The organism is Caballeronia sp. LZ028, assembly GCF_031451415.1.
In the GTDB taxonomy this organism is placed as follows: domain Bacteria; phylum Pseudomonadota; class Gammaproteobacteria; order Burkholderiales; family Burkholderiaceae; genus Caballeronia; species Caballeronia zhejiangensis.
Window position 1 is genome coordinate 948,858 of the sequence record NZ_JARUXN010000001.1, and the last position, 18,153, is coordinate 967,010.

Annotated in this window: 15 protein-coding genes; 6 read left to right on the top strand and 9 right to left on the bottom strand. The window is 64.8% G+C overall.

Annotated elements, in window-relative coordinates:
- Positions 1 to 4 precede the first annotated feature (4 nt).
- Both cbiB and cobU read right to left on the bottom strand, forming a co-directional pair.
- Positions 5 to 946 carry an adenosylcobinamide-phosphate synthase CbiB gene (gene cbiB / locus QCE58_RS04465; RefSeq protein WP_309779244.1) on the bottom strand — a complete coding sequence of 314 codons (942 nt, stop codon included), beginning with the start codon at positions 944 to 946 and terminating at the stop codon, positions 5 to 7.
- A gap of 4 nt (positions 947 to 950) precedes the next feature.
- Positions 951 to 1,499 (bottom strand): bifunctional adenosylcobinamide kinase/adenosylcobinamide-phosphate guanylyltransferase, encoded by a 549-nt coding sequence (gene cobU / locus QCE58_RS04470; RefSeq protein ID WP_250520972.1) that lies wholly within the window; start codon positions 1,497 to 1,499, stop codon positions 951 to 953.
- 56 nt (positions 1,500 to 1,555) lie between these two features.
- Between cobU and QCE58_RS04475 the strand changes: the two genes are divergently transcribed.
- On the top strand, positions 1,556 to 3,031 hold the full coding sequence (locus QCE58_RS04475) for a cobyric acid synthase (RefSeq protein ID WP_250496665.1): 1,476 nt from the start codon (positions 1,556 to 1,558) through the stop codon (positions 3,029 to 3,031).
- Here the strand turns inward: QCE58_RS04475 and QCE58_RS04480 are convergent.
- Complete coding sequence (locus tag QCE58_RS04480; RefSeq protein WP_034472911.1) at positions 3,025 to 3,444, bottom strand: PaaI family thioesterase; 420 nt, start codon at positions 3,442 to 3,444, stop codon at positions 3,025 to 3,027. The genes QCE58_RS04475 and QCE58_RS04480 overlap by 7 nt on opposite strands.
- Before the next feature lie 177 nt (positions 3,445 to 3,621).
- Between QCE58_RS04480 and QCE58_RS04485 the strand changes: the two genes are divergently transcribed.
- On the top strand, positions 3,622 to 4,248 hold the full coding sequence (locus tag QCE58_RS04485) for a ParA family protein (RefSeq protein WP_008351074.1): 627 nt from the start codon (positions 3,622 to 3,624) through the stop codon (positions 4,246 to 4,248).
- Positions 4,249 to 4,305: 57 nt separating this feature from the next.
- On the opposite strand, the gene panD is transcribed toward QCE58_RS04485, so the two are convergent.
- From panD to QCE58_RS04505, 4 genes are all read right to left on the bottom strand, one after another.
- The gene (gene panD / locus QCE58_RS04490) at positions 4,306 to 4,692 is read right to left on the bottom strand and encodes an aspartate 1-decarboxylase (protein WP_008351073.1); all 387 of its coding nucleotides are present in this window, start codon (positions 4,690 to 4,692) and stop codon (positions 4,306 to 4,308) included.
- Positions 4,693 to 4,706: 14 nt separating this feature from the next.
- Positions 4,707 to 5,540 carry a pantoate--beta-alanine ligase gene (panC, locus tag QCE58_RS04495; RefSeq protein WP_008351071.1) on the bottom strand — a complete coding sequence of 278 codons (834 nt, stop codon included), beginning with the start codon at positions 5,538 to 5,540 and terminating at the stop codon, positions 4,707 to 4,709.
- Positions 5,541 to 5,600: 60 nt separating this feature from the next.
- Positions 5,601 to 6,428, bottom strand: a complete 828-nt coding sequence (locus tag QCE58_RS04500) for a ScpA family protein (protein ID WP_034472990.1) — start codon at positions 6,426 to 6,428, stop codon at positions 5,601 to 5,603.
- 86 nt (positions 6,429 to 6,514) lie between these two features.
- Positions 6,515 to 6,703, bottom strand: coding sequence for a DUF3460 family protein (locus QCE58_RS04505; RefSeq protein ID WP_174447747.1), 189 nt, complete (start codon positions 6,701 to 6,703; stop codon positions 6,515 to 6,517).
- Positions 6,704 to 7,036: 333 nt separating this feature from the next.
- Between QCE58_RS04505 and QCE58_RS04510 the strand changes: the two genes are divergently transcribed.
- Both QCE58_RS04510 and QCE58_RS04515 read left to right on the top strand, forming a co-directional pair.
- Positions 7,037 to 8,770 (top strand): autotransporter assembly complex family protein, encoded by a 1,734-nt coding sequence (locus QCE58_RS04510; protein ID WP_239295371.1) that lies wholly within the window; start codon positions 7,037 to 7,039, stop codon positions 8,768 to 8,770.
- Positions 8,771 to 8,802: 32 nt separating this feature from the next.
- Positions 8,803 to 12,960: a translocation/assembly module TamB domain-containing protein gene (locus tag QCE58_RS04515; RefSeq protein WP_250520973.1), complete on the top strand. Its 4,158-nt coding sequence runs from the start codon at positions 8,803 to 8,805 to the stop codon at positions 12,958 to 12,960.
- Positions 12,961 to 13,024: 64 nt separating this feature from the next.
- On the opposite strand, the gene metG is transcribed toward QCE58_RS04515, so the two are convergent.
- Both metG and QCE58_RS04525 read right to left on the bottom strand, forming a co-directional pair.
- Positions 13,025 to 15,172 carry a methionine--tRNA ligase gene (gene metG, locus QCE58_RS04520; protein WP_250520974.1) on the bottom strand — a complete coding sequence of 716 codons (2,148 nt, stop codon included), beginning with the start codon at positions 15,170 to 15,172 and terminating at the stop codon, positions 13,025 to 13,027.
- Positions 15,173 to 15,485: 313 nt separating this feature from the next.
- A complete protein-coding gene (locus QCE58_RS04525; protein ID WP_008351059.1) occupies positions 15,486 to 16,142 on the bottom strand; it encodes an OmpA family protein in 657 nt (218 codons plus the stop codon).
- Between the two features lie 261 nt (positions 16,143 to 16,403).
- Between QCE58_RS04525 and apbC the strand changes: the two genes are divergently transcribed.
- Positions 16,404 to 17,492 carry an iron-sulfur cluster carrier protein ApbC gene (gene apbC, locus QCE58_RS04530; protein ID WP_250520975.1) on the top strand — a complete coding sequence of 363 codons (1,089 nt, stop codon included), beginning with the start codon at positions 16,404 to 16,406 and terminating at the stop codon, positions 17,490 to 17,492.
- 119 nt (positions 17,493 to 17,611) lie between these two features.
- On the top strand, positions 17,612 to 18,145 hold the full coding sequence (locus QCE58_RS04535; RefSeq protein ID WP_008351054.1) for a superoxide dismutase family protein: 534 nt from the start codon (positions 17,612 to 17,614) through the stop codon (positions 18,143 to 18,145).
- The last annotated feature ends 8 nt before the right edge of the window (positions 18,146 to 18,153 follow it).

An 18,153-nucleotide genomic window follows, 5' to 3' on the forward strand; every position in this document is an offset into this window, starting at 1 on the left:
TCAGTCAGCCACTCGTCGTTACGCTCAGAACCGCGATCATCAATAGCACCGCGAGCCACATCAATGTCGCGCGCTCGACGAGCCGCAACGCCGCGACGACATGCTTCGCCGTCGCCGGATGGCCCGCGCCGAGCGTCGGACGCGTTTCGAGCACGCCGTGATACACCGCCGCGCCGCCGATCAGCACGTTGAGACTGCCGGCCCCCGAGGCCATCACCGGCCCCGCGTTCGGGCTGTCCCACGAGCGCGCCTGCGTGCGCCAGCAGTGCCACGCCATGTGCGTGTCGCCGGCGAGCGCGTAGGTCGCGGCCGTGAGGCGCGCGGGGATGAAGTTGAGCACATCGTCGAAGCGCGCAGCCGCCCAGCCGAAACGCAGAAAGCGCGGCGTGCGATAACCCCACATCGCGTCGAGCGTGTTGGCGAGGCGGAACATCAGCGCGCCGGGGCCGCCCGCGACCGCGAACCAGAAGAGCGCGCCGAAGATCGCATCGTTGCCGTTTTCCAGCGCCGATTCGACCGCAGCGCGCGAGAGCGCGTTTTCATCGGCTTGGGATGTATCGCGCGACACGATGCGCGACGTCAGCACGCGCGCGTGATCGATATCGCCGAAACTCAACGCGCGAGCGATCGGCGCGATGTGCTGGCGCAGGCTTTTCGCGCCGAGCGCGAACCAGAGCAGCAGAACATGCACGAGACACGCATACGCGAACGGCAGCGCGCCGACCAGAAACCACGCGATGCCGACCGGCGGCGCGACCAGCGCGAACCCGGGGTGGAGGCCCGCCGGCCGCGCGCGAAAGCGGGTGTTCACGCGCTCTTCGAGCTTCGTCGCGAGATTGCCGAAGCCGACGAGCGGATGCCGCGCGCGCGGCTCGCCGAAGATGCGATCGACGATCACGCCGAGCACGGCGAGAAGCGCCATTGCGTAGGCGGAGAGAAGGAGCATCGCGCTAACCCTTGAGCGCGAGCGGAAGGCCCGCGACCATCAGCGTCGCGCGTGTGCTCGCGGCCGCGACGCGCTGATTCAGCCGGCCGAGTTCATCGACATAAAGACGCGTGACGGAGCCGAGCGGCACGACGCCCAGCCCGATTTCGTTGCTCACGACGATCACTTTGCCTTTCGTCTGCCCGAGCGCCGCGTCGAATTGCGCGAAGGCATCGCGGGCGCTGTCGGGCAGAACGGCGATTTCGTCGCTCATCGCTTCTTTCGAGAAAAGCAGATTCGCGAGCCACAGCGTCAGGCAGTCGATCAGCACGCAATGTCCCGCGCGATCCGCTTCGCACAACGCGCCCGCGAGATCGAGCGGCGCTTCGACGAGCGTCCAGTGTGCGGGCCGGCGCCCGCGATGCAGCTTCACGCGTTCGGCGAACTCCGCGTCGCCGACGCGCGCAGTCGCGATATACGTCACGGGCAGGCCGCTTTCGGCGGCGAGCCGTTCGGCGTGCGCGCTCTTGCCGGAGCGTGCGCCGCCGAGGATGAAAGTGAGGTCGGGGGTCATCGCGATATTGTACTGACGGGCTAAGATAGCGCGTCGCTCTTCATGGGAATCCTCCGATGCCATTCACGCCACGCGGCACGCTGATGATCCAGGGCACGACGTCCGATGCCGGCAAAAGCACGCTCGTCGCCGGATTGTGCCGCCTCGCCCGGCGCGGCGGGGTGCGCGTCGCGCCGTTCAAGCCGCAGAACATGGCGCTCAATAGCGCAGTGACCGTCGATGGCGGCGAGATCGGCCGCGCGCAGGCGCTTCAGGCGATCGCGGCGGGCGTCGATGCGCGCATCGACTTCAATCCGGTCCTGCTCAAGCCGACGAGCGATCGCGGCGCGCAGGTCATCATCCACGGTCACGCGCACGCGAACCTCGACGCGCGCGCGTATCACGCGTATAAGCGCATCGCGTTCGACGCCGTGCTCGCGTCGTACGAGCGCTTGCAGAAGGACTTCGACGCGGTGATCGTCGAAGGCGCGGGCAGTCCCGCCGAAATCAATCTGCGCGACGGCGATATCGCCAACATGGGCTTCGCGGAGCGCGTCGATTGCCCGGTCGTGCTCGTCGCCGATATCGATCGCGGCGGCGTGTTCGCGCATCTGGTCGGCACGCTCGCGTGTTTGTCGGAGAGCGAAAGGGCGCGCGTTCGCGGCTTCGTCATCAACCGGTTTCGCGGGGATATCGGCTTGTTGAAGCCAGGGCTCGACTGGCTGGAAGCGCAGACGGGCAAGCCGGTGTTCGGCGTGCTGCCGTATCTGCACGGCCTGACGCTCGACGCCGAGGACATGCTGCCGAGCCAGCCGCACACGCGGGGCGATGCACCCGCGCTGAAGGTGATCGTGCCGGCGCTGCCGCGCATCAGCAATCACACGGATTTCGATGCGCTGCGGGCGCATCGTCAGATCGACTTCAGCTATGTGCGCGCGGGCGTCGCGCCGCCGCCCGCCGATCTGATCGTGCTGCCCGGTTCGAAGAGCGTGCAGCGCGATCTCGCATGGCTGCGCGAAAACGGCTGGGATCGCGCGATCGAACGGCATCTGCGATACGGCGGCAAGGTGCTCGGCATATGCGGCGGCATGCAGATGCTCGGACGCGAGATCGACGATCCCGATGGCGTCGAAGGCGCGGCGGGGTGCGTGGGCGGGCTCGGGCTGCTCGATCTCTCGACCGTGCTAACGCCGCAGAAGCAACTGGAGAATGTCACCGGACGGTTGACCATCGGCGATGCCAAAGCGCCCGTGCGCGGCTATGAAATCCACATGGGCCGCACGCGCGGACCGGCGCTCGCGCGGCCGCTGGTCGCGCTGGACGGCGGGCGTGTCGACGGCGCGGTATCGGATGACGGCCAGATCGCCGCGACGTATCTGCACGGCGTTTTCGACACGCCCGAAGCCTGCGCCGCGCTGCTCGCATGGGCGGGCGTAAAAGACGCCGAGCCGCTCGATTATCCGGCGCTGCGCGAGGCGTCGCTGGATCGCCTCGCCGATGCGTTCGCGCAGTCGCTCGATCTGGACGCGCTACAAGCTGCCTTCGGTCAATAAAGAATCATCTGCGTGCAACGGAACATGGCGATCAGCTTGCCGTCGCCGTTCGTGACCGTCGCGTCCCACACCTGTGTGCTGCGCCCGAGGTGCACGGCCGTCGCCTTCGCGACGATCCTGCCTTCGCGCGCCGTCGAAACGTGGTTGCTCTTCAGTTCGAGCGTCGTGAAGTTCTGCGCCTTCTCCGGCAGATGCGCGATGCACGCGTAGCCGCAACACGTATCCGCGAGGCCGACGACCGTCGCCGCATGCAGAAAGCCATTCGGCGCGAGCAATTCCGGGCGGATCGTGAGTTCGCCGCTCAACTGGCCCTGATCGAGCGAGATCAGTTGCACGCCGAGCAGCTCGGGCAGGCGGCCTTTCTGGCGATTGCGAAGAAAATCGAGCGTGACATCGGGGCGAAGGGGCGTCATGAGCGTTCGGTCGGTTGAAATGGAGGAAGGCGTACGGCCGTTCGGGAGAGATGCCGGCCGCGCGAGTTTTGCCGATAATATCAACGCTCGAAATCATGCACCTGTTCTAGTCAAGACGAAATCGTGCGCGGCGCGGAAACACTGCGCGAGCGCGCCCAACAAAATCCAGGACACTTCATGACCGTGATCGTGGTGGCAAATCCTAAAGGCGGCGTCGGCAAAAGCACGCTCGCAACCAATCTGGCCGGCTATTTCGCGGCGCAAGGCGAATGGGTCGCGCTCGCGGATCTCGACAAGCAGCGCTCGTCGCACGCGTGGCTTTCGCTGCGCGTCGATATGCTGCCGAAGATCGAGGAATGGGCCGTCGACGTCGATTCTCCCGCGAAGCCGCCCAAAGGTCTGGAGAAAGCCGTCGTCGATACGCCCGCCGGCGTGCACGGCAACCGCCTGTCGCTCGCGCTGGATCTCGCCGATAAAGTGATCGTGCCGCTCCAGCCGTCGATGTTCGACATCCTCGCGACGCAGGACTTTCTCACGCGGCTATCGAAGGAGAAGGCGGTGAGGAAGGGCGCGATTCAGGTCGGCGTGGTCGGCATGCGCGTCGATGCACGCACGCGCTCGGCCGAACAGTTGCATCGTTTCGTCGAAGGACTCGATTTGCCGGTGCTCGGCTTCTTGCGCGATACGCAGAACTACGTGCAGCTCGCCGCGCACGGCCTCACGATCTGGGACGTGGCCAAAAGCCGCGTCGAAAAGGATCTGGAGCAGTGGGAGCCGATCATCGACTGGGTGTCGAAGAAATGAAAAAAGCCGGCGTCCGTTGAGGAACGCCGGCTTCGTCGGACGAAAACCGCCCGGAAATCAGGTCCAGTTCTGCGTCGGGACGTGATCGCGGCTGCCCTTGATGCGATTGTCCTCGTCGACGAACACGAGGTTCGGCTTCCAGCCCGCCTTGATCTCTTCCTCGTCGACTTGCGCGAACGCCGCGATGATGACGAGATCGCCGAGTTGCGCGCGGCGCGCCGCCGAGCCGTTCAGCGAAATCATGCCGCTGCCGCGCTCGCCCTTGATCGCGTACGTGGTCAGGCGCTCGCCGTTGTTCACGTTCCAGATGTCGATCTGCTCGTTTTCCATCAGGTTCGCGGCGTCGAGCAGGTCTTCGTCGATCGCGCACGAGCCTTCGTAATGCAATTCGCAATGCGTGACCGTCGCGCGGTGAATCTTCGATTTCAACAAGGTGCGCTGCATGGTGCTTCCTTCCTTCAGATTTCCAGATTGTCGATGAGACGCGTCGCGCCGAGCTTGGCCGCCGCGACCACGACGAGCGGCGCGTCGGTTTCGTCGGCGCCCGGCGCGATCAGGTTCGAGCGTTTGCGCACGCTGATGTAGTCCGGCTTCCAGCCGCGGTCGGCGAGCGCGTTCATCGCGTCGCGTTCGAGTGCGGCGATATCGCGATTGCCCGACAGCACGGCTTCGCGCACGCGCTGCAACGCGGCGGCGAGCTGCGGCGCTTCGGCGCGCTCGTCGGCGGACAGGAAGCGGTTGCGCGACGACAGCGCGAGGCCGTCTTCATCGCGCACGGTTTCCGCCGCGACGATTTCCGTCGGCAGCGCGAACTGATGGCACATGGCGCGCACGATCATCAACTGTTGATAATCCTTCTTGCCGAACACCGCGACGCGCGGCTGCACGCACGACATCAGTTTCATGACGACGGTGCACACGCCCGTGAAAAAGCCGGGGCGGAATTCGCCTTCGAGAATGTCGCCGAGATTGTGCGGCGGATGCACGCGATACTCCTGCGGCTCCGGATACATGTCCGTCTCGGTCGGCGCGAACAGCACGTAGACGTTCTCTTTCTGCAGCTTTTCGATGTCGTCCTGCAGCGTGCGCGGATATTTGTCGAAATCTTCGTTCGGGCCGAACTGCAGACGATTCACGAAAATGCTCGCGACCACGGGATCGCCGTGCTGGCGCGCGAGACGCATCAGGGAGAGATGGCCTTCGTGGAGGTTGCCCATCGTCGGGACAAAGGCGGTTCGGTTCTGGCCGCGCAACTGGTCGCGCAGTTCGTGGATGGAGCTGATGACTTTCATCGAGCGGGTGTCTCCTGTCGAGCGGCCGGTGCGCCGCCACGCGGAAAAAGATAAGAAAGACTAGGCAGGAGAATACGCGAGCCGCACGTAGATCGGCGCGTAGGGTTCGGCCTGCGTGATTTCGATCAGCGATTCGCGCGACAGCTCCAGCATCGCGATGAAGTTCACGACGACTACCGGCACGCCGCGCGTGGTGTCGAAGAGTTCCGTGAACTCCATGAAGCGCGCGTTCTGCAGACGCCGCAGGATCACGCTCATGTGCTCGCGCACCGAAAGCTCTTCGCGCGTGATCTTGTGATGCTGCACGAGCTTCGCGCGCTTGATGACGTCGGCCCACGCGGCGCGCAGGTCGTTCATGTCGACGTCGGGGAAGCGCTGCTCGGCGGACTGCTCGATGTAAATGTCCGCGCGCAGGAAGTCGCGGCCGAGCTGCGGCAACTGGTCGAGCTTCTGCGCGGCGAGTTTCATCTGCTCGTATTCGAGCAGACGCCGCACGAGTTCCGCGCGCGGATCTTCGGCTTCTTCGCCGGTGTCGGCCTTCTTGACCGGCAGCAGCATGCGCGACTTGATCTCGATCAGCATCGCGGCCATCAGCAGATATTCCGACGCCAGCTCGAGATTCGATTCGCGAATCTGATCGACGTAGCCGAGATATTGCGCGGTGACATCCGCCATCGGGATGTCGAGCACGTTGAAGTTCTGCTTGCGGATGAGATAGAGCAGCAGGTCGAGCGGGCCTTCGAATGCTTCGAGAAAGATCTCGAGCGCGTCGGGCGGGATGTACAGGTCGGTCGGCAGCTTCCAGAGCGGCTCGCCGTACAGGTGCGCGATCGCGACGCCGTCGATGGTGTCGGGCGTCGAATCGGTTGCGGGCGTGGCGAGCGCCACGGCACGGTCTTCCCGGGCTTCGTCGCGCTTTGCCTCAGACGGCGAATGCGCGGACGATTGCGGCTCGCGGCCTGCTGCGCTCACGTTCAGAAGTTCTGGTAATAGACGTAGGGCGTCTGGTTCACGCGCGATTGCTGCTGCGTGGTGCGCTCGTCGAGGTCGATCGGCTGCTTGTCCCACAGTAGCGCGCGGCCGCGGCGCTGTTCTTCTTCCAGCGAGGGCTTCTGCTCTTTCAACTGATTGATGAACTGGGTGATATCCGACTGATACATGATCCGGCTTCCGTTGAGGTCGAGGCGTGAGCCTGTGATTTTGCCTGTGCGCGCAATTTTACCGCAAGCGCGCGGCAGTTTCGTCGCCCGGAAGGCGCACGCGCGTGCAGCTTTCGCGGAACCCACGCGGCGCGCAGCCGTCCAACGGCGCACGTCCGGCGCGAGATGGCCGCTTTTGCGGCGTGCGTCCATGCCGATGTGGTGAAATAGCGCCTGCGTCCGATTGCGTCGGCTGCAAGTTTTACCTCGAATCCCACTTTTTCCCGATGCCGGAGGTCACGTTTGGCGGGGCGTTCGTTTGATCCGCTGCGCGCGTGGCGCGTAAGGCCGCGCGGCATGAGCCGCTGGCCGGCCCTGATTGTGGCGCTCGTCGCGTTCGGCTTCGCTGCGCCCGCTTGCGCCAAGTACGACGTCGACATCGACGCGCCGCGCAGCATCAAGAAGCTGCTGAAGGAGAACCTCGATCTCTCCCGTTTCGCCAAGCGCGACGACGTCAGCGACGACCAGTTCCAGTTCCTCGTCACCGCGACGCCGAAGGACGTGCGCGATCTCGTCGCGACGGAAGGCTATTTCACGCCCATCGTGCGTACGGACGTCACGACCGTCGACGACAAGCGCAACGTCAAGGTGAGCGTCGATCCCGGCCCGCGCACGATGGTCGCCTCGGTGCAACTGAATTTCACCGGCGCGGTGACGACCGAAGATCGCGCGCAGGAGAACGCGGCGCGTTTCGCTTTTTCGGTCAGCGAAGGCGATCCTTTCACGCAAAGCGGCTGGGACGACGCTAAAAACGCCGCGCTGCGGGCCCTGCAATCGAAACGCTATCTCGGCGCGAAGATCGTGCGTTCGCAGGCGCGCATCAATCCGCGCGCGCATCTGGCCGATCTCTCCGTGACGTTCGACAGCGGCCCGACCTTCACGCTCGGCAAGCTCGAGGTGAGCGGCCCGAAGCGCTATCCCGCGTGGATCATCGACCATGTGAATCCGATCCGCGAAGGCGAGGTCTACGACATCGCGCGCCTGAACGAGTTGCAGCGCCAGATCCAGAACACGCCGTATTACGCGAGCGTCGCGATCGATGCGGACAGCGACGTGAACAAGCCGGTCGACACACCGCTGCATGTGAAGGTGAGCGAGTATCCGTACAACAGCATCCGCTACGGCGTGGGTTACGCGACGGACACGGGTTTCCACATTCAGGGCGCCTACAGCTATCTCAATACGTTTGGCGCGGCGTACCCGTTCACGATTTCCGGGCGGCTCGACCAGACGCAGCAATACGGCCGCGTGCAACTCGCGATGCCGCCCGATTCGTCCGGCTGGGTCAACGCCGTGTTCGGCTCGTACACGATCACCGACGTCTCGAGCACGAAGATCTATAGCGGGCGCGTCGGCGTGCAGCGTTCGCGCTCGCGTCAGAACATCGACACGACGTATTCGCTGACCTTCTACGACGACCGCCTGACGCAGAACGAGCCGAATCCGTCGACGGCGCGTGCGCTCGTGCCCGCGTGGAGCTGGGTGCGCCGCGACGTCGACGATCCGCTGTTTCCGCGCCGCGGCAACATCATCCGCGCGGAGGCGGGTTTCGCCGTCAAGGGCGTGATGGCCGATCAGACTTTCGCGCGCCTGTACACCAACGCGCTGCAATACGTGCCGCTCGGCAAGAACGATCTGCTCGTGTTTCGCGCGGAGTTTGGCGGCGTGTTCACGAGCGGGCCGTCGAGCGGCGTGCCGGCTTCGCTGCTGTTCCGCGCGGGCGGCGCGAATTCGGTGCGCGGCTATAGCTATCTCAGCATCGGCAACAATGTGGCCGGCTCGATCCTGCCGACCAAATACATGGTGACGGCCAGCAGCGAATATCAGCACTGGTTCACGCACGACTGGGGCGGCGCGGTGTTCTTCGACATCGGCACCGCGACCGACAACTGGAGCGAGCGCGTGTTCGATCCGGGCGTGGGCGTCGGCGCGCGCTGGCGCAGTCCCGTCGGCCCGGTCAACGTCGACCTGGCGTATGGGCTGAAGAACAAGAGCATCAAACCGTATCTGACGCTCGGCATCGCGTTCTGATGCGTGAGAACGATGAAGGACATTGAATCGGCATGACGGACCCGAACAAGCAGGCGGACGCCGAAGCGCCGCCGCCCGAAAACGTTGGCGGCGGCGACGGCGGCGCGCAGAAACCGCCGCCGCGCAAAAGCGGCTGGCGCCGTTTGGCGCGGTGGATCGGCGCGCTCGTGCTCGTCGTCGTGCTGATCGCCGGGATCGCCATCGGCACGGTCTTTTACGTGCTGACGACCGAGCGCGGCACGCGCTACGCATGGAACGCGGCAACGAAGCTGCTCAAGGGGCAACTTACCGGCAAGCTCGACGGCGGCGCCATCGCGACCGGCCTGCAACTGCGCGACGTGCGCTGGAAGGACGGCAAGGGCACGGATATCGCGGTGGATAGCGTGTCGGGCCGCTGGGCGCTCACACGCGAGCCGCTGCGCTTCACGATCGATTATCTGCATATCGGGACGGTCGATGCGCGCATTGCGCCGTCGAACGAGCCGAGCAAGAAAACGGAACTGCCCAAGGATCTGCGCATTCCGATTCAACTTGCGATCAACGATCTTTCCGTCGGGAAACTGCGTCTGCATCAGGGCACGGCGACGACCGAATTCTCGCGCCTGCTTTTCCACGGCCGAAGCGACGGCCAGCATCACGAAGCGGCGGTAGAGCGGCTCGACACGCCGTTCGGCGCGGTGACGGCGTCGGCGAAGCTCGATGGCGGCGCGCGTCCGTTTCCGCTTTCCGGCGATGCGGGCTATGCCGGCAAGGTCAACAACGAAACGGTGAACGTGAGCGCGCGGCTCTCGGGCTCGCTCGAAGACCTGATCGCCGACGTCGATGCGAGCGGCCTGAAACTCAACGGACGCGCGCACGTCGAGGCGCTGCCGTTCGCGGACGTGCCGCTCAAGTCGGCGCTCGTCACGTTCGATCACGTCAATCCGCAGGCGTTCGCGCCGGGCGCGCCCGAGGCCGACCTCGCCGTGCGCGCCGAAGTGAAGCCCGTCGAAGGCGCGGACCCGAACGCGTTCGTCGTCGCCGGGCCGGTGTCGATCGTGAACGCGAAGCCCGGTTCCATCGACAAGAAGCTGCTGCCGCTCATCGACGCGCACGCGAACGTGCGGCTCGACGCGTCCGAGCAAAGCATCACCGATCTCGATGTGCGGCTCCTGAAGAACGCGTCGGTGACGGGCGGCGGCGCGCTCAAAAGCGGCAAGGGCAAGTTCGACCTCAAGGTCGCGAAGCTCGATCTGAACGCGATCGAGCCGACGCTGCGCCCGACGGATTTCGCCGGACCGATCCGCATCGAGCTGGATGGCGACACGCAGCGCATCGCCGCCGACCTGAACGATCCGAAAGCCGCGATCCGCGCGCAGGCCAAAGTGAAGCTCGATCCGCAAGCGACCACGCTCGACGACGTGAAGCTCACGGTCGGGAAGGGCCGCGTCGAAGCGAGCGGCGTGCTGAAGAAGGACGCGAATTCGAGCTACGACCTGAAGGCGAAAATCGTCGAGTTCAATCCGCTGCTGCTGCAACAGCAGTTGATCGCGCCGAAGCCCGCGCCGGCGAAGAAAGGCGCGAAGCCGTCGAACAAGCCGGCCGCGCCGGCGCGTGTCGTGGAAGCGCGCGTGAACGGCACGCTGGCGGCATCGGGGCAACTCGCGCCGACGCTCACGACCAAGGCGACCTTCAAGCTCACCGACAGCATGTACGACAATCTGCCGCTGACGGGCGAGGGCACGATACAGGTCGCGGGCATGCGGCTGTTGCCGAGCAAGGCGGCGCTGTCGGTGGCGGGCAACAACGTCGATCTGAACGGCAGCTTCGGCGCGCCCGGCGACCGGCTGCGCTTCAAGGTCGACGCGCCCGCGCTCGAACGGCTCGGCTTCGGCATCGCGGGCACGGCGAAGGCGGACGGCGATCTGACCGGCTCGATCGCGCATCCGAACATCGCGGCGAACTATCAGGCCGATGGCCTCGTGTTCGGCGCGAATCGGCTCGGTCACGCGGAAGGCCGCGCCGATATTCGCGACGGCGCGAACGGCGCGCTCGTCTTCACGCTGAAGGCGCGCGATGCGAGCACGGAAGACATCGACATCGCGAATCTCGACGCGAATCTGAACGGCACGCGCGCGCATCACACGCTCGACGTGACGGCGACCGGCAAGGTGCGCGGCCAGCCCGTGAATCTCGCGCTCGGCGCGAACGGCAAGTTCACCGACGCGCCCGACGGCCCGCACTGGGACGGCGCGATCACGAAGCTGTCGAACAAGGGCACGCCGTCGCTGAATCTCGAATCGCCGCTTTCGGTGAGCTACGGTCCGAAGCGTCTCGTGCTCGGCGCGACGCGGCTCGTCGCGGAAGGCGCGGTGCTGAATCTGAAATCGTTCGCGATGGAGAACGGCCGCCTGCAATCGGCGGGCACGCTGACGAACCTGTCGGTGCCGCATCTGCTCGACGTGCGCCAGACGCTGACGGGCGCGGAGCCGCCGATCCGCACCGATCTCGTTTTCGACGGCGACTGGAACTTCACGCTCGGCGCGACCGCGACGGGCTACGCGCAGATCAAGCGCCGCGCCGGCGACGTGACGATCGACGGTACGCGCGGCCTGTCGGCGCTCGGCATTTCCGATATCGCCGCGCGCGCGGATTTCACCGACGGCAACCGCCTGAACGCGTCGCTGCACGCCCAGGCGAGCCGCATCGGCGTGATCGATGCCAACGTGCACACGCCGCTCGTCAATCGCGACGGCATGCTCACCATCGACGACAACGCGCCGCTGACCGGCGCCATCAACGCGAACGTGCCGGAATTGCGCACGACCGGCGGCCTGCTCGGCGCGAACTATCTGCTCGGCGGCAGGATTGCGCTCAAACTCGTGATCGCGGGCATCGTCGCGAAGCCGAATCTGTCGGGCTCGCTGACGGGCGACAACATTTCCGCGACGGTCGTCGATCAGGGCGTGCAACTGAAGGACGGCATCATCCGCATTGCGCTGTCGGAGAATCTCGTCGATTTTCAGCGCGTCGAGTTTCATGGCGCGAGCGGCACGCTGCGCGCGACCGGCAAGGTGCGCCTCGATCAGCAGGAGCCCGATCTGACCGCGAGCATCATCGCGGACAAGCTGGAGCTGTTCGCATCGCCGGATCGCGAGCTGATGCTCTCCGGCAGCGCGACGATCGCGAACGCGGGCTTGCAGGGCGGCATGGCGATCGACGGCAAGTTCACCGTCGATCACGCGCTCATCGATCTGCCGGAATCGTCCGCGCCGTCTCTCGGCGACGATGTCGTGATCGAGCGCCCCGATGGCACGATCAAGGGCGAGAATCAGTCGATCACCGCGAAGACCGAGAAGCCGGTCGGGCCGTTCACGCCGCGCGCGAACATCGGGATCGATCTCGGTCAGCACTTCCGCTTCAAGGGCGCGGGTGCGGACCTCGGCCTCGCGGGCACGATTACGGCGATGAGCGCGCCGAACATGCCGCTGCGCGCGGTCGGCAACGTGCGCGTGACGACGCCGGGTTCGTCGTACACGGCGTTCGGGCGCAAGCTGAACATCGAGAACGGTTTCTTCACGTTCAACGGGCCGGTGGCGAATCCCGGCCTCAACATTCTCGCGATGCGGCGCAATCAGGAAGTCGAGGCGGGTGTGCAGGTGACGGGCACGGTGCAGGCGCCGGTCGCCAAGCTGATTTCCGAGCCGAGCGTGCCAGACAACGAAAAGCTCTCGTGGCTGCTGTTCGGCCACGGCACCGATCAGGGCAACAACGTCGGCCAGCAGAGCGCGATGACGAGCGCGCTCGCGCTGCTCGGAAGCCGCGGCGGCGCGAAGATCGCGCAGACGGTCGGACTGGACGAGTTCACGGTCGGATCGAGCGAAGTGGGCCTGACCGATCCGCAAGTCGTGCTGCTGTCGAAGGCGATCAACGAACGGCTCGTGATCGGCTACGAGCAAGGCTTGCAATCGGCGAGCAACGCGGTCAAGGCGACGCTGAACCTGTCGCGGTTCTGGGCCGTGACGGTGTACGGCGGGACGTATCAGGGCGTCGATCTGTCTTATACGCGGCGCTTCAATCGCTGGTCGAGGCTGTGGTCGTCGTCTTCGTCGGCATCGCGGGCGTCGGCTGTGCAGCCATCGGCGGCCTCGGGGGCGTCGGGCGTGAGCGCGCCATTCGGGGCATCGGCGACGGAAGTGGAATCGGACTGAGCATCGTCTGCTTCCAGCAAAAAGGGCACGCGATCTGCGTGCCCTTTTCGTTATGCGATGCGTGCTACTTCACCCGCATGCCCGGTTTCGCGCCGCTGTGCGGCTCGAGAATGTAGAGGCCCGGTTCGGCTTTTTCGTCTGTGGCGGATGCCGCGAGCACCATCCCTTCCGACAGACCGAACTTCATCTTGCGCGGCGCGAGGTTGACGACCATCACGGTCAGCTTGCCGATCAGATCTTGCGGCTGATACGCCGACTTGATGCCCGAAAACACATTGCGCGTCTTGTCCTCGCCGACGTCGAGCGTGAGTTGCAGCAGCTTGTCGGAGCCTTCGACGGCCTTGCAGTCGACGATCTTCGCGATACGCAGATCGACCTTCGCGAAGTCGTCGATGGAAATGACGCCCGCATCGTCCGGCTTCTTAGCGGCGGTCTTGGCCGGAGCGGCTGTTGTCGTCGCCGTTGCGGCTGCGGCTTCCGCGGCCGGCGCGAGCGATTCGCGATTCGCGGCGAGCAACGCCTCGATCTGCTTCGGATCGACGCGCGTCGTCAGATGCTTGTATGCGTTGATCGCGCTCGCCGACGACAGCGGCTTGTCGGCATCGGCCCAGACGAGCGGTGCGATGCCGAGGAACGATTCCACCGCTTCGATGAGCTTCGGCAAAACCGGCTTCAACGCGAGCGACAGCAGGCGGAACGCTTCCAGGCTCACGCTGCAGGTTTCATGCAGCGCGACGGCGTTCGCCGGATCCTTCGCCTGTTCCCACGGCTTCGCGGTGTCGACGTAGGCGTTGACGGCGTCGGCCAGTTCCATCGTCGTGCGCAGCGCGCGGCCGTATTCGCGCGACTCGTAGAAGCAGGCGATGTGCGGAATCGCCGAACGCAGTTGCGCGACGAGCGGATGATGCATCGCGCTGTCCTGCACGCGGCCGTCGAAACGCTTGATGAGAAAGCCCGCCGCGCGGCTCGCGATGTTCACGTACTTGCCGACGAGATCGCTGTTCACGCGCGCCTGGAAATCTTCGAGATTCAGGTCGATGTCTTCCATCGTGCTGTTCAGCTTCGCCGCGAAGTAGTAGCGCAGCCACTCGGGATTCAGCCCCGTGTCGATGACGCTCTGCGCGGTGATGAACGTGCCGCGCGACTTCGACATCTTCGCGCCGTCGACGGTCAGGAAGCCGTGCGCGAACACGTTCGTCGGCGTGCGATGGCCGGAGAATTCGAGCATCGCCGGCCAGAACAGCGTGTGGAAGTACAGAATGTCCTTGCCGATGAAGTGATATTGCTCGGCCTTCGAGCCGGGCTTCACCCATTCGCCGAAATTCACGCCGATGCGGTCCGCGAGATTCTTGAAGCTCGCGTAATAGCCGACGGGCGCATCGACCCAGACGTAGAAATACTTGCCCGGCGCGCCGGGAATTTCGAAGCCGAAGTAGGGCGCGTCGCGCGAAATGTCCCAGTCGGCGAGTTTGGCTTCGCCCTTGTCGCCGAGCCATTCGCGCATCTTGTTGGTGGCTTCGGGCTGAGCGAGACCGCTGACCCAGCCGCGCAGGAATTCCTCACAGCGCGGATCGGACAGCTTGAAGAAATAATGCGTCGACGTCTTGCGGATCGGCGTCGCGCCCGACACGACCGAATACGGATTGATCAGTTCGGTCGGCTGATAGGTCGAGCCGCAGACTTCGCAGTTGTCGCCGTATTGGTCCTTCGCGCCGCATTTCGGGCATTGGCCCTTGATGAAACGGTCCGGCAGGAACATTTCCTTGACCGGATCGTAGGCTTGTTCGATGTCGCGCGCCTCGATCAGGCCCGCCTGCTGCAGCGCGCCGTAGATCGTGTTGCACAGTTCGCGGTTTTCCTCGGCATCGGTCGAGTAGTAGTTGTCGAACGAGATGCCGAAGCTGTCGAAGTCGCGCTTGTGCTCTTTCCACACGCGCTCGATCAACGCTTTCGGCGTGATGCCTTCCTTCTCGGCGCGCAGCATGATCGGCGTGCCGTGGGTGTCGTCCGCGCCGACGTAGTAGACCTCGTGGCCATGCATTCGCAGCGTCCGAACCCAGATGTCCGTCTGAATGTATTCGACCATATGGCCGATATGAATCTGACCGTTCGCGTACGGCAACGCGGACGTGACGAGGATCTGGCGGCGGCCGCCTTCAAAGGCTTGAGCGGCAGGCGCGGCGGTGGCAGTGGCTGAAATCGGTGCTGACATAAAGGCGCGGCCCGGTGGGAGTGCTTGAGGTTGTGAAAAAACGCGGAGTTCGATTTTAGCAGGGCGGGGAGAGGCGGGCGGAGTCGGCGGTGGATGGGGCGGAGTGCGTTTCGAGCGCCCAAAAAAAACCGGGGTCCAATCGGGCCCCGGAGCAACAACGACAAGAGGAGAATGGCAGGTGATGGCATCGCCATCCGCCTACCGTAAGGACAGACAGCAGCACCGCGTCCAAGTTTCAAATTTTTTTCAGACGACTAATTGCCGCTCGTGCCAGCGCCCTCGCGGCGGCATATTCTCCTTTATATTCAGACGCTTACTGCACTTGTCCGGGCTGCGCGGTCGCACGCAGATAGATCTCCACGCGACGATTCTGCGCGCGGCCGGCTTCCGTCGAGTTGTCCGCGATCGGCTGAGTCTGGCCCATGCCCGATGCCGCGAGACGCTGCGCCGCGACGCCGTGCGTCGAAATGTACGACGCGACGCTCTGCGCGCGATTCTGCGACAGCGTCTGATTGTAAGCCGCCTGACCCGTGTTATCCGTATGGCCGACCACGCTCGCGATCAGCTCCGGATGCTGCTGCATCGTCTGCGTGACGGAGTTCAGCACCGGATCGAACGACGGCTTGATCGCGTAGCTGTTCGTGTCGAACGAAATCGAGTTCGGAATGTTCACCTTCAGCGAGCCGTCCTGCTGCTCGGTCACTTGCGTGCCCGTGCCCTTCGAGTCACCCGAGATCTTGTTCTTGATCGACTGCCAGTTGTAGCCGACGATACCGCCCGTCGCCGCGCCGGCTGCCGCGCCGATCGCCGCGCCCTTGCCGCCGCCGAAGATCGCGCCGATCGCCGCGCCGGTCGCGGCGCCCGCGCCGGTGCCGACTGCGGTGTTGGTGCCCTGCTGCGTTTGACAGCCGGCGAGAAGCGCGCCCACCAGGGCAACGACGGACAGGCGGGTCATCAACTTAGTATTCATCTACGATCTCCTTTGATTCAACAAGCGTTCGGCGCATGCGCCGACAGTGCGAAAGGGTCTTCGGACGAGCCTCCGGGCGAGCCTCTACAATAATGAGAAAAGCGCCCGACTGCCCGGTGGGATGCGTCCCCGGAAAGATTTGCAGCGGGATAGTGCAATGCGTAAGCGTTACAACGCAACGGCGCTAACAATTACTTTCAATTTCCTCAGAGTGTTCCGTGCGCCGCTGGGCGCCAGCAACAATCGTTCCATGGAGTCTCGATGAGTATTGACCGCGCGAAGATCGACGCCGCACTCGCCACACTGACCGATCCGAACACCAACCGCAAGCTGGTTGATCTGAAAAGCATTCGCAACGTATCCGTCGACGGCGCGAACGTCGTGGTGAGTGTCGTGCTCGGCTATCCGGCGAAATCGCAGTTCGGTGCGATCCGCGAAATGGTGGAAGGCGCGCTGCGTCAGATCGCGAGCGTCGCGAACGTGACCGTGGATGTTTCGTCGCAGGTCGTCGCGCATGCCGTGCAGCGCGGCGTGAAGCTGCTGCCGAACGTCAAGAACATCATCGCGGTGGCGTCCGGCAAGGGCGGCGTCGGCAAGAGCACGACGGCGACGAATCTCGCGCTCGCGCTCGCGGCCGAAGGCGCGTCTGTCGGCATGCTGGACGCGGACATCTACGGTCCCTCGCTGCCGATGATGCTCGGCATCACCGGCCGTCCGGAATCGCCTGACAATCAGACGATGAATCCGCTCGAAGGCCACGGCATTCAGGCGAACTCCATCGGCTTTCTGATCGAGCAGGACAATCCGATGGTCTGGCGCGGCCCGATGGTCACGTCCGCGCTCGAACAATTGCTGCGTCAGACGAACTGGAAGGATCTCGATTACCTCGTCGTCGACATGCCGCCGGGCACCGGCGACATCCAGCTCACGCTATCGCAGAAAGTGCCGGTGACGGGCGCGGTGATCGTCACGACGCCGCAGGACATCGCGCTGCTCGACGCGAAGAAGGGCTTGAAGATGTTCGAGAAGGTCGGGATTCCGATTCTCGGCATCGTCGAGAACATGAGCACGCATATCTGCTCGAACTGCGGTCACGAAGAGCACATCTTCGGCGCAGGCGGCGGCGAGCGCATGGCGAAGGAATACGGCGTCGAAGTGCTCGGTTCCCTGCCGCTCGATATCGCCATTCGCGAGCGCACCGACGCGGGCCAGCCGACCGTCGTGTCGCAGCCGGACAGCCGCATCGCGGAGACGTATCGCGCCATCGCGCGCCGCGTCGCCATTTCGATTGCGGAGCGCCAGCGCGACATGACCTCGAAGTTTCCGAGCATCGTCGTGCAGAACACCTGATTTCGAATAAGCGATCGAATCGGCGCGAGCCTTGTGCGATGCGGCTCGCGGTATCATGTCGCCTTCGATGCGCGGCAGCGCGGACGCACGGGGCGTCGGCGGGCCGCCGAGAGGATCGCATGAGACACAGATTCGACGGAAGGGCGCTTTACGCCTCGATCGCGATGGCCGCTTGCAGCGTCATGCTGAGCGGTTGCGGCCTCATCTTCCAGAATCACGAAAAGCGCGCGGACGCCGTTTTGAATCCGACGCCCGGCAACGCCACGCGCGGCACCGTCACGCTGATCGAGCGCGCGGACGGCGTGCAGGTTTCCTACAGCCTCACCGACATGCCGCCGAACAGCGATCACGCGCTGACCGTTCACGAGCGCGGCGACTGCATCGCGGTCAACGGGCCGGACGCGAGTCCGGTGTTCGCGCTGCCTTCCGATCGCAGACGAACGTCATCGCGTCTCGAAGGCGAGCTCGGCAACATCCACGCGGACGCAACCGGCGCGGCGACGGGCTTCATCGTCGCGACAGATGTCTCGCTCGACGGCGTGCGCTCGATCATTTCGCGCGCGATCATGCTGCACCGCGAAGCGCTCGACCCGTACGCGAGCGCGCCGCACAACGTCGGACCCGCGCTCGCTTGCGGCGTGATCCGGCGGTAGCTGCTGCG